This window comes from Streptomyces sp. DT2A-34 (assembly GCF_030499515.1).
Taxonomy (GTDB): domain Bacteria; phylum Actinomycetota; class Actinomycetes; order Streptomycetales; family Streptomycetaceae; genus Streptomyces.
The window spans coordinates 5320067-5336457 of the sequence record NZ_JASTWJ010000001.1 but is presented as its reverse complement, the minus strand read 5'-3'; the positions used below and the strand labels follow the sequence as shown (position 1 = coordinate 5336457).

The 16391-nt window shown below is 73.0% G+C and carries 7 protein-coding genes and 1 pseudogene; 4 read left to right on the top strand and 4 right to left on the bottom strand.

Annotated features, from left to right (window positions below; all coding sequences use genetic code 11):
- Positions 1-198: 198 nt before the first annotated feature.
- Positions 199-1884, bottom strand: coding sequence for a SpoIIE family protein phosphatase (locus QQM39_RS23690; RefSeq protein WP_301999513.1), 1686 nt, complete (start codon positions 1882-1884; stop codon positions 199-201).
- Between the two features lie 197 nt (positions 1885-2081).
- Entirely contained in the window at positions 2082-3461 is a 1380-nt protein-coding gene (locus QQM39_RS23685; RefSeq protein ID WP_301999511.1) for an NAD(P)/FAD-dependent oxidoreductase, read from the bottom strand.
- A 385-nt stretch (positions 3462-3846) separates the two neighbouring features.
- On the opposite strand from QQM39_RS23685, the gene QQM39_RS23680 reads away from it, so the two are divergent.
- Together QQM39_RS23680 and QQM39_RS23675 are read left to right on the top strand one after the other, a co-directional pair.
- Complete coding sequence (locus QQM39_RS23680; RefSeq protein ID WP_301999509.1) at positions 3847-4629, top strand: TetR/AcrR family transcriptional regulator; 783 nt, start codon at positions 3847-3849, stop codon at positions 4627-4629.
- Positions 4630-4904: 275 nt separating this feature from the next.
- A complete protein-coding gene (locus QQM39_RS23675; protein ID WP_301999507.1) occupies positions 4905-6887 on the top strand; it encodes a sigma-70 family RNA polymerase sigma factor in 1983 nt (660 codons plus the stop codon).
- Here QQM39_RS23675 and QQM39_RS23670 read toward each other — a convergent pair.
- Both QQM39_RS23670 and QQM39_RS23665 read right to left on the bottom strand, forming a co-directional pair.
- Positions 6874-10339 (bottom strand): annotated as a pseudogene (locus tag QQM39_RS23670) (BTAD domain-containing putative transcriptional regulator). The gene QQM39_RS23675 and the pseudogene QQM39_RS23670 sit on opposite strands and share 14 nt — an antisense overlap.
- A 477-nt stretch (positions 10340-10816) precedes the next feature.
- Positions 10817-12913: an asparagine synthase-related protein gene (locus QQM39_RS23665; protein ID WP_301999505.1), complete on the bottom strand. Its 2097-nt coding sequence runs from the start codon at positions 12911-12913 to the stop codon at positions 10817-10819.
- Positions 12914-13615: 702 nt separating this feature from the next.
- Between QQM39_RS23665 and QQM39_RS23660 the strand changes: the two genes are divergently transcribed.
- Both QQM39_RS23660 and lhgO read left to right on the top strand, forming a co-directional pair.
- Positions 13616-15040, top strand: a complete 1425-nt coding sequence (locus QQM39_RS23660) for an MFS transporter (RefSeq protein WP_301999503.1) — start codon at positions 13616-13618, stop codon at positions 15038-15040.
- A 62-nt stretch (positions 15041-15102) separates the two neighbouring features.
- Complete coding sequence (gene lhgO / locus QQM39_RS23655; protein ID WP_302003700.1) at positions 15103-16332, top strand: L-2-hydroxyglutarate oxidase; 1230 nt, start codon at positions 15103-15105, stop codon at positions 16330-16332.
- Positions 16333-16391: the final 59 nt, after the last annotated feature.

The window sequence follows — 16391 nt, the reverse complement described above, 5'->3', positions numbered from 1 at the left end:
CCCGCCGCCCCTACCCGGCCCATCCCCAAGGGCGCTGCCCCTTCGACCCCGCCCCCTGGGGGCCTGCGGCCCCCAGACCCCCGCTTCGGCCCTGAACGGGCCTCGTCCTCAAACGCCGGACGGGCTGAAATGCCTGGGCCGGCGCTGAGGAGCGACAGCCGGCTCCGCACGGCCTAGCCCCCAACGGGTGGGTGGGGGCTAGGGGTGCCGGATGGGCTGGGGTCTTGGGGGCTCGGGGGGCTGTTTCGGTAGGGCGAACTCGCACCACACTGCCTTTCCGCCGCCCGGGGTTCTCCGTGAGCCCCAGGCGGAGGCCACGGTGGCGACGATGGCGATGCCTCGGCCTGATTCGTCGCCCGGTTCGGCGCGGCGGCGGCGTGGGAGGTGGTCGTCGCCGTCGGTGACCTCGATGATCAGGCGGCGGTCGGTTCGGCGCAGGCGTAGGCGCATGGGTGGGGTGCCGTGTTGGAGGGAGTTGGCGACGAGTTCGCTGGCCGCCAGGACGCCCAGGTCGTGGAGGTCGGTCGGGAAGCGCCAGCTCGTGAGGACGCCGGAGGCGAAGGCACGCGCGCGTGGGGCCGCTTCGATGCCGCCGAGGAGTTCCAGGGCCGCGTTGCGGAAGAGCTCGCTGTCGGGGCCCGTGCGGGCCGGGTGCTGGAGGACCAGGACTGCTACGTCGTCGTCGTGGTCTGCTGTCACGCCTGCTGTGCGGACCAGGCGGTCGCAGATGACCTGGGGGGTGCCGGTCGCGCCGGCCAGGGCTCGTTCCAGGGAGGCGATTCCCTCGTCCAGGTCCTCGTCCCTGCGTTCCACCAGGCCGTCGGTGTAGAGGACCGCCGTGGAGCCGGGGCCCAGGGCGATCGAGCCGGAGGCGTGCATCCAGCCGCCCGTGCCGAGGGGTGGGCCGGTCGGTTCGTCGGCGCGTTGGACCGCGCCGCTCTCGTCGCGGACCAGGATCGGGAGGTGGCCGGCGGAGGCGTACACCAGGCGGCCCTCGTTCGGGTCGTGGACGGCGTAGACGCAGGTGGCGATCTGGTTGGCGTCGATTTCCGTCGCCAGGCCGTCCAGTAGCTGCAACACCTCGTGCGGGGGGAGGTCCAGGCGGGCGTATGCCCTCACCGCCGTACGGAGTTGGCCCATGACCGCGGCTGCTCGTACGCCTCTGCCCATGACGTCGCCGATCACCAGGGCCGTACGGCCGCCGCCGAGGGTGATCACGTCGTACCAGTCGCCGCCGACCGCGGCCTCCGTGCCGCCGGGGTGGTAGGTGGCGGCGACGCGCAGGTCGTCCGGCTCTTCGAGCTCCTGGGGGAGGAGGGAGCGTTGGAGGGTGACGGCCGTTTCGCGTTGGCGGCGTTCGCTGGCGCGCAGGCGCTCGGCGGCTTCCGCGTGGTCGGTGACGTCCGTGGCGAAGACGAGGACGCCGCCGTCGCCCTCCGTCACGGGGGTGCAGGTGAAGGTGTAGGAGCGGCCGTCGGGGGCCTTGCGGGACTTGAGGGTGCGGGGCTTGCCGCTGCGCAGGACCTGGTCGAGGAGGGGGAGCAGGCCCAGTTCGGCCAGTTCGGGGAGGGCCTCGCGGGCCGGTTCGCCCGGGGGGCGCAGGCCGAAGGCTGCCACGTAGGCGTCGTTGACGTAGGCCAGGCGGTGGTCGGAGCCGTGGACCAGGGCGACCAGGGCCGGGACTCGGTCCAGGACCTCACGGACCGGCAGTTCGTCCACCGCGGGGATCGGCTCGGCCTCGTCGGTGAGTTGTTCGGCGCGGGCCGCGGGGACGGCGCCCGGGCTCTCTCCCCGGCGGTCCTGGGTGACCGCCGCGGGTTCGGTCCGCGCTGCGGCGCGGCGCTGCGTTCCGGGGAGCCGGGCGCTCCAGCGCGTGAAGTTCACGAATCCTTGCCTCGTGTCGTCGTCTGCGGCCAGCTCCGGACCCGGCCTGGGGTCTGAGGGGCATCAGCACCCCGGGGTTGCAGCACTGTGCGGAGAGCCTCGTGGTCGGGATCGGTTCGGGGATCAGTCTGGCAGGGCGGCCGACCTGGCCGACACCCGTCAGACGCCTGCCTCGTCGGTGGAGTTCCTGGGTCCGGTCAGGACGACCCCTTCGGGTCGCCTTCCGGGTTGTGAGGAGCCTTTCCACCGGCCGCGAGTTCGAACTCCGCTCGGGGATGTTCGAGCGAACCGAGGGAGACGACCTCCCTCTTGAAGAGCCCCGACAGGGTCCACTCGGCCAGGACGCGGGCCTTTCGGTTGAAGGTCGGCACCCTGCTCAGGTGGTAGACGCGGTGCATGAACCAGGCAGGGTAGCCCTTCAGCTTGCGTCCGTAGACGTGGGCGACGCCCTGGTGGAAGCCGAGGGAGGCGACCGACCCCGCGTACTTGTGGGCGTACGTCTCCAGGGGCTCGCCGCGCAGGGTGTGGGCGATGTTGTCGCCCAGCACCTTGGCCTGGCGCAGGGCGTGCTGGGCGTTGGGGGCGCACTCCTTGCCGGGATCGGCGGCGCTGACGTCGGGGACGGAGGCGGCGTCTCCCGCGGCCCACGCGTGCGTGGTGCCCTCGATGGTCAGCTCCGGGGTGCACTTCAGCCGACCGCGCTCATTGAGTGGCAGGTCGGTCGCGGCGAGGATCGGGTGCGGTTTGACGCCGGCCGTCCAGACGACCGTACGGGTCGGGAAGCGGGCGCCGTCGCTGAGGACGGCGACGCGGTCCACGCAGGATTCCAGGCGGGTGTGCAGGCGTACGTCGATGTTGCGGCGGCGCAGTTCGGTGACGGTGTAGCGGCCCATGTCCTCGCCGACCTCGGGCAGGATGCGGTCCGAGGCCTCGACGAGGATCCACTTCATGTCCTCGGGGCGGACGTTGTGGTAGTAGCGCGTGGCATAGCGGGCCATGTCCTCGAGTTCGCCGAGCGCCTCCACGCCCGCGTAGCCGCCGCCGACGAAGACGAAGGTGAGGGCCGCGTCGCGGATCGCCGGGTCGCGGGTGGAGGAGGCGATGTCCATCTGCTCGATGACGTGGTTGCGCAGGCCGATGGCCTCTTCGACGGTCTTGAAGCCGATGCCGTGGTCGGCGAGGCCGGGGATGGGGAGGGTGCGCGAGACGGAGCCGGGGGCGAGGACCAGTTCGTCGTAGGAGAGCTGTTCGCTGCCTGTGCCCTCCTCCTCCGAGGCCAGGGTGGAGAGGGTCGCGGTGCGCTTGGCGTGGTCGATGGCCGTGGCCTCGCCGATGATGATCCGGCACTGGGGCAGGACGCGGCGCAGCGGTACGACCACGTGGCGCGGGGAGATGGAGCCTGCGGCCGCTTCGGGGAGGAAAGGCTGATACGTCATGTATGGGTCGGGAGTGACGAGCGTGATCTCCGCTTCGCCCCGCCCCAGTTCCTGTTTCAGCCTCTGCTGGAGGCGCAGGGCCGTGTACATCCCGACGTAGCCGCCGCCGACAACGAGAATGCGCGCACGTTCCTTCACCATCCCATGACGCACCCGACGCTTGCGTTTGTCCACAGGCTCGGCAATTTGTGTGACCGGAGATCGGCGGCGCCGCGATTTGGCCGAATTGCCGGAGTGCGGGGAAGTTCCGCAGGTCAACGGGTGTGCGCCGGGGGATCGTCGGGGGTGAAATCTGGACGTAAACGACCCGTACTCCGATCGAGGGGCGCTCCGTGCGGAACGTGCCCCTTCTGAATTGACCCTCGCTCAACTATGTTCGTGTGTCGACGGGGTGTAGGGGGATGCGCTCTTCGGGTCCGCGACTCACACAGGGCGGGCTCGTGGTCTGGGCTTGTTCCGCGACGCTCCGGCTTTGCAATGACGGGGAGTGTCTCCGGGGGGAGACGTCATTACCGGGGGATCGCTTATGCATGTTCAGGATTCTCGTTGGTCTTCCGCGTCCGCCATCGCATCGGGCGGCGGAGCGGTGGGCGGCACGATGAGCGCGGCGGCGGGCAGTGTGCGCGGGGACAGCTCGCGTACGACGCCGCTGCGCGTGGACGCACAGCGCAATCTGGAGCACGTGCTGCGTGCGGCGCGTGAGGTCTTCGGCGAGCTGGGGTACGGCGCGCCGATGGAGGATGTGGCGCGGCGCGCGCGGGTCGGCGTCGGGACGGTGTACCGGCGTTTCCCGAGCAAGGACGTCCTGGTGCGCCGGATAGCCGAGGAGGAGACCTCCCGGCTGACCGACCAGGCGCGTGCGGCGCTCGGCCAGGAGGACGAGCCGTGGTCGGCGCTCTCGCGCTTCCTGCGCACGTCGGTGGCCTCGGGCGCCGGGCGGCTGCTGCCGCCGCAGGTGCTGCGGGTCGGGGTCGCCGAGGACGGCACCGTGCTGGAGGAGGCCCGGGTGCCGCAGCAGCGGACGCAGCCGGGCGCGGGTGAGCTGCGGTTGGTGCCGGAGCAGCCTGCGGCGGTGACGGCGAACGCGGTGGACGACGCCGGGGCGGCGGCACTGCTCGACGTGGTGGGCCAGCTCGTGCAGCGGGCGCGCGCGGCGGGCGAGCTGCGGGCCGACGTGTCGGTGTCGGACGTCCTGCTGGTGATCGCGACGGCGGCGCCCTCGCTGCCGGATGCGGCGCAGCAGGCGGCGGCCTCGGCGCGGTTGCTGGACATCCTGCTGGAGGGGTTGCGGTCGCGGCCTCAGGCGTGACTGTGACTTCGAAGGGGTGACCAGGAGGCGGGGTGTTGTGCTGTCCTCGCCTCGAACACCGTCGCGGAACATGCCGTACCTTCCGGCCTCACGCTCAACTCTCCGACGGCCCCCGCTGTTTGAGCTCTCCTTGTACGGGTGAGGCCTAGTACGGCGGTGCGGGAAGTGCCCACGGACGAGTGGATGGTCCGTATGGGTGGGTCCTGACCGAAAGCCAATATGGCACCCTGACCCGGTGTCCGGGACGGGTAGAGCTGGCGGCGGGGGCATCCGCGATGAGCGTTGACGGTCGGGACGAGTCACTCGGCGACGGTGACTCGGCGACTCCGCAGGTGCCGAGTCAGGGCGGACGGGCGGACCTGCCGCCGGGTGGCATGCCCGCGGGAGGCCGCTCTCAGGGGCGCGCGGAGGGCGGCGTCCCGGCTCAGCGCGACCGGCGCGAGGACAGCACGCTGCCGCCGCCGCGCGAGCTGCTGCCGTCGGACGCCGACCTGATCGGGCGGATGCGCTCCGGCGACGACACCGCCTACGAGGAGCTGTACCGGCGCCACGCGGGAGCGGTGCGCCGGTACGCGCGCACCTGCTGCCGTGACGCCCACACCGCGGACGACCTCACCGCCGAGGTCTTCGCCCGCATGCTCCAGGCGGTACGCGGCGGCTCCGGCCCCGAGCACGCCGTACGCGCGTATCTGCTCACCTCGATCCGGCGGGCCGCCGCGGACTGGACGAGGTCGGCGCGGCGGGAGCAGCTCGTCGACGACTTCGCGGTGTTCGCCGCGCAGTCCGCGCGCGTGTCCGAAGTGTCGGATGACGACACACTCGACCTCGGCGCGGACGTGCGGGCGTTGCACGAGGCCGAGCAGTCCCTGGCCATGCAGGCCTTCCGGTCACTACCGGAGCGCTGGCAGGCGGTGCTGTGGCACACCGAGGTCGAGGACGAGTCGCCGAGCGAGGTCGCCACGCTCTTCGGGCTCGACGCCAACGGCACGCGCGTGCTCGCCAGCCGCGCCCGCGAAGGGCTCAAGCAGGCCTACCTCCAGGCCCACGTCAGCGCCAGCCTCGCCGGCGACGAGGAGTGCGCCCGTTACGCCGACCGGCTCGGCGCCTACGCCCGCGGCAGCCTGCGCACCCGTGCCGAACGCGGTCTGCGCAAGCACCTGGACGAGTGCGCCAAGTGCCGGCTGGCCGCGGGCCAGATCAAGGAAGTCGCCAGCGGTATCCCCGCCGTCGTACCGATCGCGGTCATCGGCTGGTTCGGCGCCGCCGGGTACGCCAAGGCGGCCGGGCTCATCGCCGGTGGTGCCGGGGCGGGCGCGGCCGGTGCGGCGGGGGCGACCGCCGCGGCGGGCGGCGGTTCGTCGAGCGGTGCCGCGGGTGGGGCCGGGGCGGCGGGCGGCAGTTCCGGCGGGGCGAGCAGCGGGGGCGGCGCGGCCGCTTCCGAAGGGCTCGGCGCGCCGTTGAAGGCCGGTCTCGCGGCCGGTGTGGTCGCCGTTGGCGTGGCGGCGGCGATCGTGCTCGCGCTGGCCGGCAACGACCAACCGGCCGACAAGACGGACGCCAAGCAACCCCCCGTCCCCTCCCCCATCGTCGAGGAGACGCCGACGCCCGAACCGTCGAAGGAGGAGCCGGCCCCGGAGCCGCCGGCCCAAGAGCCACCGGCGATCGTCCCGGCCGCGGAGCCGAAGCCCGACCCGACACCCACTCCGACGCCTACGCCTACGCCGTCGCCCACACCCAGTCCGACGCCCAAGCCTTCCCCGACTCCGACCCCTGCCCCCACCCCGACGCCGACGCCGACACCGACTCCGCCGCCTCCGCCCGCCCCGGCCGTCTACCAGTGGAGCGAGCTGTCGTACGACCTCGCCGGCGACGGCACCGAGCCCGAGATGCGGCTCGGCGAGAGCAGCTGGATGTGGCAGCGGTACGGCGTGTCGATCGCCGACAAGCAGTACGCGCACGGCGTCACCGTGCACGGCCGGTCCTCCGTCACCATCGACCTCAACCGGGAGTGCTCCGCCTACGACGCGATGGTCGGCGTCGACGACACGAACCTGGGGCTCGGCGAGTTCTCCTTCTCGGTCTACGCCGACGGCGTCCGGCTGTGGCGGTCCGCGGTGCTCAAGGGCGGGGACGCGGCGGTGCCGGTCCATGTGAACCTCACCGGGCGCCGGACCGTACGGCTCGTGGTCGAGCCGCACAGCACCTTCGACACCCTGCTGCTGGCGGACTGGGCGGAGTCGAAGTTCAGCTGCGGGTAGGGCCGCGGAGGTCGCGCACGGCCTCGGCGAGGTCGCGCAGGACGTCGTCCCGGGTCAGGGCGGTGCCTCGGGTGTGCTCGTCGGTGAACCGCTCGGCGCCCAGTGCGGTGCGGGCGGCGGCCTCGGCCCGTTCGGCGTACGCGCGCTCCGGCAGCGGGCGTGGATGGCCGCGGCGCCAGTGCTCCGAGGCGGCGAGCAGGCGGACCGCGCACGGGTGGTCGCCGAGGCGGGTCAGCAGGTCCGCCGCGGCGTCCGTGAGGGTCGCCGTGATCACGTCGGCGCACCGGTTCTCCACGGCCACGCGCAGCGTGTCGGCCAGCAGGGGCAGTCCGTGCTGCGGGCCCGCCTCGGCCGTCACGACGAGGGCGTCGACCGCGTTCAGCATCGCGATGAACTGGGGCGGTGGCGTGCCGCGAGCCATCTCCGCGCGGGCCCCCTCGCACATCTCACGCGCGCGGGCGGTCTCCTGGTCGTCCAGCGCGATCTGGGCCCGCAGCAGCAGGACGAACGCCCGCGAGTCGGCCACGCCGTAACGGTCCGCCGCCGCGCTCGCCTCGTTCAACGCGGCCCGCGCGGCCGTACGGTCGCCCGAGCGGTAGGCGATCTCGGCGAGCCGGGCGACGAGGAACGGGGTCTCGGCGTACGCGCCCACCTCGTGGGCGAGCCGCAGCGCCTCCTCGTACTCGCCCTTGGCCTCCTTGAAGCGGCTGCGCGACATGGCCGTCTCGCCTGCCGCGCTGCACACCTGGGCCCACATCCAGCGGTCGCCGACGCGACGGCTGAGGATCCGCAGCTCCGCGAGGTCGTCGTCGATGCCCTCCAGGTCGCCGGGTGAGTCGACGGCCATGTGCGTACGGAACATCAGCGAGACGCCGACCTCCCAGTCGCCGCCGTGGGCGCGGCAGTTGGCGACCGCGACGTCCATGGCGGTCCGGATGTCCCGCGAGTCGCTCAGGAAGAAGGCGATCAACGGCCAGACGAGCCCCGGCAGCCGCGCCGACCGCGGGCCTCCCCGCTCGAAGAAGTCCCGCATCCGGATCATGTAGCGCCGCATCCGCTCGTCCAGCAGCGCGTCGAGCGGTTCGGTCTCGGACTTGAGGAAGAGGTGGAGCAGGCGGAGGTTCATTCGGGGGAGGTGCAGCGGGTGGTGCAGGGGGTGGTGGGTCTCCTCTTCGGGGGTGGCGAGGAAGGCGTCGATCGGGTCGACGGCGGCGATCCGGGAATCGAGGGCGGCGGCCCGGGGGCCGAAGGAGGCGGCCCGGGGGTCGAAGGAGGCCGTCGGCGCGTCGGTGCCGAGGGTGTCCAGGGCCGCCCCCAGTCGCAGGGTCCGGTCGATCCAGGCTGTGCCCTCTTGGCGGTAGTTGCGCAGCCACCAGAACCAGCCCATGGCGAGGGCGATGGACGTGGCATCCGGTTCGTCACCCGCCGTGAGGGCGCGGTCGAGGGCCGCCCTGATGTTGTCCAGCTCCGTCTCCAGGCGGGAGATCCACGGGAGTTGGTCGGCGGAACGCAGCAGTGGTTCGGCCTGCTCGACGAGCGCGCGCACCCATGCGCGGTGCTTGCGCTCGGCGGCGCGGCGCAGCTCGGGAACCTCGGCGGCGCGCTCGACGGCGTACTCGTGGATGGTCTCCAGCAGGCGGTACCGCATGACGTCGGAGCCGTCCCGCTCGCACGGGGTGGCCACGATCAGGGACTTGTCGACCAGCGCGCCCATGAGGTCCGCGACCGGCCCGGTGCACACGGCCTCCGCCGCCGCGAGGTCCCAGCCGCCCGCGAAGACGGACACCTCGCGCAGTACCGTGCGCTCCCGTTCGTCGAGCAGTTCCCAGGACCAGTCGACGACGGCGCGCAGGGTCTGCTGGCGGGGCAGGACCGTACGGCTTCCGGAGGTGAGGAGGCGGAAGCGGTCGTCGAGGCGGTCGGCGATCTGCCGCGGGGTGAGCAGCCGTAGCCGGGCCGCCGCCAGCTCGATGGCGAGCGGCAGGCCGTCGAGGCGGCGGCAGATCTCGGCGACGGCCTCCTGGACGCGCTCGTCGCGCAGCACGGCGTCGGGGCGGACGGCCGCCGCGCGCTCCGCGAAGAGGCGGTGTGCCTGGTCGGGGAGCAGGGGCTCGACCGGGCGCACCGACTCGCCGGGGATGCCCAGGGGTTCACGGCTGGTGGCGAGGATCGTGAGCCCTGGGCAGCGGGTGAGCAGGGTTTCGGCGAGGGTGGCGGCCGCGTCGATGACATGTTCGCAGTTGTCAAGGATCAGGGAGTCGGCTGCGCGGGGCGCAGTACTCGATCAGCAGGGCGACCGGGTCGTCCTGCGGGGCCGTCAGCTCGTTGGTCATGAGCACGGTCTTGCGCAGACCGAGTGCGTTGACCACCGCGCCCGGCACCGCCTCCGGCTGGTCGAGCGGGGCGAGCTCGACCAGCCATGCCTGTGGGAGCTCGGCGGCGGCTTCCTCGGCGAGGCGGGTCTTTCCAGAGCCGCCCGGTCCGGTGAGCGTGACCAGTCGGGCCCTGTGCAATTCGGAACGGATGGCGTCGAGTTCGAGTTCCCGGCCCACGAAAGAGGTAAGGCGGGGACGTAGGTTGCCGGCGCGTTCGGGGGGTTGGGGTTGGGAGGCCGGCGGGTTTGACGGGGTGGGCTGCGGTTGCGGTTGTGGTTGCGGTTCCGTTTGTGGTTGTGGTTGTGGTTGCGGTTCCGTTTGTGGTTGTGGTTGCGGCTGGGGTTCCGTCTCGGAGGGCTTCGGTGTCAGCAAGTCGGTGTGCAGGGCGCGGAGTTCGGGGCCGGGGTCGGTGCCGAGGCCTTCGGCGAGGGCTTGGCGGGCGGTTTCGTAGACCGTGAGGGCGTCGGCGGCTCGGCCCGTGTCGCGCAGGGCGCGGATGAGGAGGGCGTGCAGCGGCTCGTCATACGGGTGCGCCTCGGTCAGTTCTCTCAGTTCCGGTACGGCGTCCTGGGCGCGGCCGAGGCGCAGGTCCGCCTCGATGCGGGCCCGGGTCGCCTCCAGGCGCAGGGCCTCCGGGCGGGTCGCGGCGGCGGTGCGGGCGGGGAGGTCGACCAGGGCGGGGCCGCGCCACAGGGCGAGGGCGGCGGTGAGGTCGTGGGCGGCGGTGGCGGGGGCGCCGCTGTGGAGGGCGGTGGTGCCCTGGCGTACGAGGCGTTCGAAGACGAAGAGGTCTACGTCGTTCTTCGTGGCCGTGAGGCGGTAGCCGCCGGGGGCGGAGGTGATGGCGTCCTTGCCGAGTGTGCGGCGCAGGCGGCCGATCAGGGCCTGGAGGGCGGCGAGGGCGTCCTGGGGTGGGTCGTCGGGCCAGATCTCGTCGATCAGGGTGTCGGGGGTGGTGAGGTGGCCGGGGCGTAGGGCCAGGGCCGTGAGCAGGGCGCGTAGGCGGGGGCCGGCGATGGGTATGACGGTGCCCTGTTCGTCCTCCGCCTGGGTGATGCCCAGGATTCTGTACCGCACCGGGTCATTGTGGCGGGGGTGGCTGTGGGTGGCACGGGTTTTGGTGGCCGGGAGGGTCGGTTCGGCGGGGGGGCGGGTCGGGGGCTCGTGGTTGCGGTGGTCGTTCGGGTGCGGGCCGGGAGGGTTCTCGCCCCCGCCGCCCCTACCCGTCCCATCCCCCAGGGGCTCCGCCCCTTCGACCCCGCTGGGGCTGCCGCCCCAGACCCCGCTTCGGCCCTGAACGGGCCTCGTCCTCAAACGCCGGACGGGCTGGGGTGCCTGGACCGGCGCCGAGAGGCCACGCCCTCTACGGGTGGGTGGGGGCTAAGGATGGCGCGGCCTCGTCCTCAAGCGCCGGACGGGCTGGATGAAGCAGGCCGGGGTCGAGCAGTGCTCTTGCGTCACCCGAAGCACGCCCCCCGGTCGCCCGAAGCGAGCCCTACCGTCCTCCCGAGCGCCCCCTGCAGTCGCTCAGGACCCCTGCGTTCAAGTACTCGCCTACGCCCGCCCCGCCGCCCCCGCCCCCAGCGCCCCCCGCTGCGGCCTGATCCCCGCCGGTACCGCCCGCTGTCGGGCCGGTGTGCCCGTCCAGCAGGTGCCTCGGCGGGCCAGTAGGCGGCGTAGCCACAGTTCCAGGGAGACCAGGTCGGCCAGGCCGTCGAGGGGGAGGGGTTCGCCCTCGGCTGCCGCGCGGAGGGCCTTGCGGACCACGCGGGCCTCCACCAAGCCCGCTTGGGCGAGGAGAGGGGTGCCGAAGAGGGCCATCAACGAGTCCGCGGCCACCCTCAGGCCCGTTCGGGCCGCGACCGCCGTCGGCGCGTGTGACGGGGCGCCCCAGCCCGGGGGGAGGTCGGCGACTCCGGCGCCTTCCAGGACCGTACGGAGGATCGCGGCGCGGGCGCCGGGCTGGACGCGCAGGGCCTCGGGGAGGGCTCGGCAGGCGCGGACGACCTGGTTGTCGAGGAACGGGGTGTGGAGGCGCTGGAAGCGGATCTCAGCGGCTTGTTCCAGGACTCGTAGGTCGGACGCGTGGCGGGCCAGTGCCGCACGCGCGCGGTAGTCGCCGGGGCGTTGACCGGGGCCCACGCCGTTGCGGCTCGTCGCCGCTTGCAGACGAACCGATACTTCAGCCAGCGCCTCGCCGGTCAGCCAGCGGGCCGCCGGGCCCGGTCTGGCCCAGGTGAGCGCGGCGAGCGACGCCCCTACGGCACCTCCGGGTTCCTCGAAGCGGCGGTGGAGGAGGCGGTCCGCCAGGGATTCCAGGCCTGTTCGGTAGGGGGTGCGGGACAGTTTGCGTGCCGCGCCGTACACGCGCGCGGGGACCAGGACCGAGCCGTCCGCCTTCGCCAGGGCCGCGACCGGGCGGACCAGGTGGCGGCGTTTGCGGTCCATCAGGAGGTCGGCCAAGCGGGCCGGGTGGGCGTCCAGGACCTGGCGGGCGCCGTAACCGGTGAAGTGGTCCGCGCTGCCGGACGCCAGGCGTGCGCGGTGCCTCGCCGCCGTCACCAGGCTCGGGCCCGGCTCGTCCGTCAGCGGGCCGTCCAGGTCGGCGTACGGCAGCGTCTCCTCGCCGCCGGTGACCACTACGTGGTGCAGCCGGGGGTTGGCCGCCAAGGTGCCCGCGCGTTCCAGCTCCGCCTCGCGGCCCCCCACCGCCAAGTCGTTGAAGGTGACCGCCAGCAACCGCTCCCCCGCGCCCGTGCCGTGGCCCAGCACCGTCCCCGGCATTCCCGGGAGGCCGGCGGCCAGGAGGGCGAGAGTTCCTGAGGCCGGGCCGCCGGACAGGTCCGCGCCGATGCCCGGTACCGGCATCCCGCGCGCGGCACGCCGTTCGGCGGGGCCCATGCCCGGGACCGGGCCCGGGTCTATGTCGGCGCCGGGGACATGGCGAGGTGCGGACAGACGCGCGCGTACCGCCTCCACCAGGGCGTCCCGTACGGCGTCCACCGCGCTGTCCGGGTCCGCCGTCGGCGCCGCCACCGCCAGCGAGGCGACCGCTTCGTACCCGGCGATCTCGCGTGCCCCGGCGCGCAGGATCAGCGCATGCCCCGGCGGAATGCGTCGTACGCCGTCGTACGGGGTGGAGTCGTGCAGGGCCGCCGGTACGTCGGGGGCGGCGAGCAGTGCGGCGAGGTGGCCGAAGTCGAGGTTGGCCTCGATGAGGTCGGCGAGCGGGAGCGCGGCCGTCGAGTACGCCGTACCGCCCGCCCAGGGGGTGTAGAACACGGGCCGTGCGCCGGCCAGATCGCCGCACACGGTGACCCGGCGGCCGACCTGGACGACGGCCGTGTAGCTGCCGGACCACGCCGTCAGATGCCGAAGTGCCCCTCCGCGCGCGGCGAACAGGCCGACCCGCAGTTGCTCGTCGCTCGCCCCGCAGGTGCCGAGGACCGCGATCCGGGTCTGCTCGTCGGCCTTGACCACGCGCACCTCGTCCGGGCGCCAGTCGCCGACCGCCCACAGCGGATCCGGGTCGCCCCACAGCAGTTGGGACCCCACCGGGTGCACGGTCTCGCCGTCGCCTCCGGTGGCCCCCGCGGAGCCGATCGCGGCGGCCACCGCGGCGGTGCTGCTCCATCCCACCAACCACCGCATCGACGCCTCCACAGGCTGTGGACAACCAGTGCACCGCACGAACCGGTTCACCATGCTGCCATGAAGGACGCGCGGTGGAGGGGCGGCGGAGCCGCCCGAGATCCTGGAAATGCGCCCACGCGGGCGCCCACGCGCGGTCCGAACACCCGCGCGGGGCAAGGGGATCGCTCGACGCCTGCGACGCGAATGCGCCCCCGGTACGCTCCCTAAAAACGCCCCATGCGCCCTCAAGTTCCGTGGTGGGAGCGGTAAGTACCCGGAAGAGGCAGGGTCGATTTTCGGCCAAATCGGCGCTGCAGGGACAGGCTCGCGCACGCTCCGTGCAAGTCCTGCGCACTACTCGCCGTGCTCGGCGTGGGCGCAGTCCGGGGAACGCCGTACGCCCCCCGGACCGTTCCGCCGCCCGCGGGGATGTAGGCGGCGGAATCCCCCAGCCCACTGGATCCAGTACAGCGGGCCGACCCACGCAGAAGCCATGGAACCGCTCCCCCGGTGGCTGGAGAAGAGCGCACGGACAGGCGCACGGCCACACAACGGGAGCACGCCACAACTGTGCGTAGGGGGTGCGCACTTGAGTACGGACCACAATCCCGCCATCCGGAACAATGCCCCTTAACGCTTGGGATGCGGCGAACTACGCTGGGTTTACGAATGCCGCGTGGTTATGCCAGCGCGGCAGCCGTCTGTGTCGAGGGGTGGCGCATGTCCAGGGAGCAACGCGGGCCGAACGAAAAACTCGGCGCCGTTCTCGCCCTCGCGGGAATCAGCAACGCAGGACTCGCCCGACGCGTCAACGATCTTGGCGCTCAGCGGGGCCTGACTCTTCGCTACGACAAGACGTCGGTGGCGCGCTGGGTGTCGAAGGGCATGGTGCCGCAGGGCGCCGCGCCGCACCTCATCGCGGCCGCCATCGGCCAGAAGCTGGGCCGTCCGGTGCCGCTCCACGAGATCGGCCTGGCGGACGCGGACCCCGCACCCGAAGTGGGCCTCGCCTTCCCCCGGGACGTCGGACAGGCGGTGAAGTCGGCGACGGAGCTGTACCGTCTCGACCTCGCCGGGCGCCGCGCCGGCTCCGGCGGCATCTGGCAGTCGCTGGCCGGATCGTTCGCAGTAAGCGCATACGCAACGCCTGCCTCACGGTGGCTGATAACCCCGGCCGACAGCTCGGTCGCGCGCGAGGTGAGCCCCTCCGAGGGCTCCGGCGCACCGCTCAAAGTCGGCCACAGCGATGTGCAGAAGCTGCGCGAGGCCGCCGAGGACGCCAGGCGCTGGGACTCCAAGTACGGAGGCGGCGACTGGCGTTCGTCCATGGTGCCCGAGTGCTTACGGGTGGAGGCGGCACCGCTGCTGCTCGGCTCGTACTCCGACGAGGTGGGCCGGGCCCTGTTCGGGGCGAGTGCCGAACTCACGCGTCTCGCCGGGTGGATGGCCTTCGACACCGGGCAGCAGGAGGCCGCCCAGCGGTACTACATCCAGGCGCTGCGCCTCGCCCGCGCGGCCGCCGACGTGCCCCTCGGCGGGTACGTCCTGGCGTCGATGTCGCTCCAGGCGACCTACCGGGGCTTCGGCGACGAGGGCGTCGACCTCGCCCAGGCCGCCCTGGAGCGCAACCGGGGGCTCGCCACGGCCCGCACCATGAGCTTCTTCCGGCTCGTCGAGGCACGCGCGCACGCGCGCGCCAGTGACGCGCAGGCGGCCGGCGCGGCGCTGAAGGCGGCGGAGGGGTGGCTGGAGCGGTCCCGGGAGGGGGACAACGATCCGTCCTGGCTCGGGTTCTACTCCTACGACCGGTTCGCCGCGGACGCCGCCGAGTGCTACCGGGACCTGAAGGCGCCGCGGCAGGTGCGACGGTTCACGGAGCAGGCGCTGTCGAAGCCGACGGAGGAGTTCGTACGGTCGCACGGGCTGCGGCTCGTCGTTTCGGCGGTGGCCGAGCTCGAGTCGGGCAATCTCGATGCGGCGTGCGAGCAGGGGGTGCGGGCGGTGGAGGTCGCGGGGCGCATATCGTCGGCTCGCACCACGGAGTACGTAAAGGATCTCCTGCACCGTTTGGAGCCCTACGGGGACGAGCCGCGGGTCGTGGAGCTGCGGGAGCGGGCACGGCCGTTGCTGATGGCCCCCGCCTGAGCCGGAACGACCCCGTCTTCCCTGCGTTTGAACGCGTTGTCAGTGGCGCAGTGCACTATCGGATGCAGGAGGTGGTGCAGGTGCGGCCGGGGATCGTCTACGACTGTGACGTGCTCGTGATCGGTGGGGGGATCGTCGGGCTGTCCACCGCGTATGCGATCACGCGGGCCGCACCCGGCACGCGGGTGACCGTGCTGGAGAAGGAGCCGGGGCCCGCCCGGCATCAGACGGGGCGCAACAGCGGGGTCATCCACAGCGGGATCTACTACCGGCCGGGGTCGCTGAAGGCGCGGTACGCGGTGCGGGGCGCCGCCGAGATGGTCAAGTTCTGCGCGGAGTACGGCATCGCGCACGCCGTCACCGGCAAGCTGATCGTCGCGACCGAGCGGGAGGAGCTGCCGCGGCTGCACGCCCTGGTGCAGCGCGGGCGGGAGAACGGCATTCCGGTCCGGGAGCTGGGCGCCGCGCAGATCGCGGAGTACGAGCCCGAGGTGCGGGGGCTCGCCGCGATACACGTCGGGACGACGGGCGTGTGCGACTTCGTCGGGGTCGCCCGGCAGCTGGCCGAGGCGTCGGGGGCGGAGATCCGGTACGGCGCGCAGGTCGAGCGCGTCGACCGGCGGGCCGAGCTGGGGGTCGCCGTACGGACCACGCGCGGGGACGTGGTGCGGGGGCGGGTGCTGGTGAACTGTGCCGGGCTGTACTGCGACGAGGTGGCCCGGATGACGGGGGACGAGCCGGAGGTACGGATCGTGCCCTTCCGGGGGGAGTACTACTCGCTGGCGCGGCCCGAGCTGGTGCGGGGGCTGGTGTATCCGGTGCCGGATCCGGCGTTCCCGTTCCTCGGAGTGCACCTCACGCGTGGGATCGACGGGGATGTGCACATCGGGCCCAACGCGGTGCCGGCGCTGGCCCGGGAGGGCTACAGCTGGGGCGTCGTACGGCCTCGGGAGGCCGGGGCGACGGTGGCGTGGCCCGGGGTGTGGCGGATGGCGCGGCGGCACTGGCGGTACGGGGCCGGGGAGCTGCGGCGGTCGGTGTCCAAGGGGGCGTTCGGCGTGGCGGTGCGCAGGCTGTTGCCGGCGGTGACGGCGGACGATCTGGTGCCCGCGGCGGCCGGGGTGCGGGCGCAGGCGGTGTTGCGGGACGGGACGCTGGTGGACGACTTCCTGATCCGGGAGGGGCCACGGGCGGTGCATGTGCTGAACGCACCGAGCCCTGCGGCGACGGCTTCCCTGCCGATCGGGCGGGAGGTGGCGCGCAGAGCGTTGGCGGTGCTCGGGGAAGCTTGAGCGGCCGGCAGGGGGCGAGGGGGCGAGGGTGACGGCCGTGCCGGTCGTGGCCCGAAGGG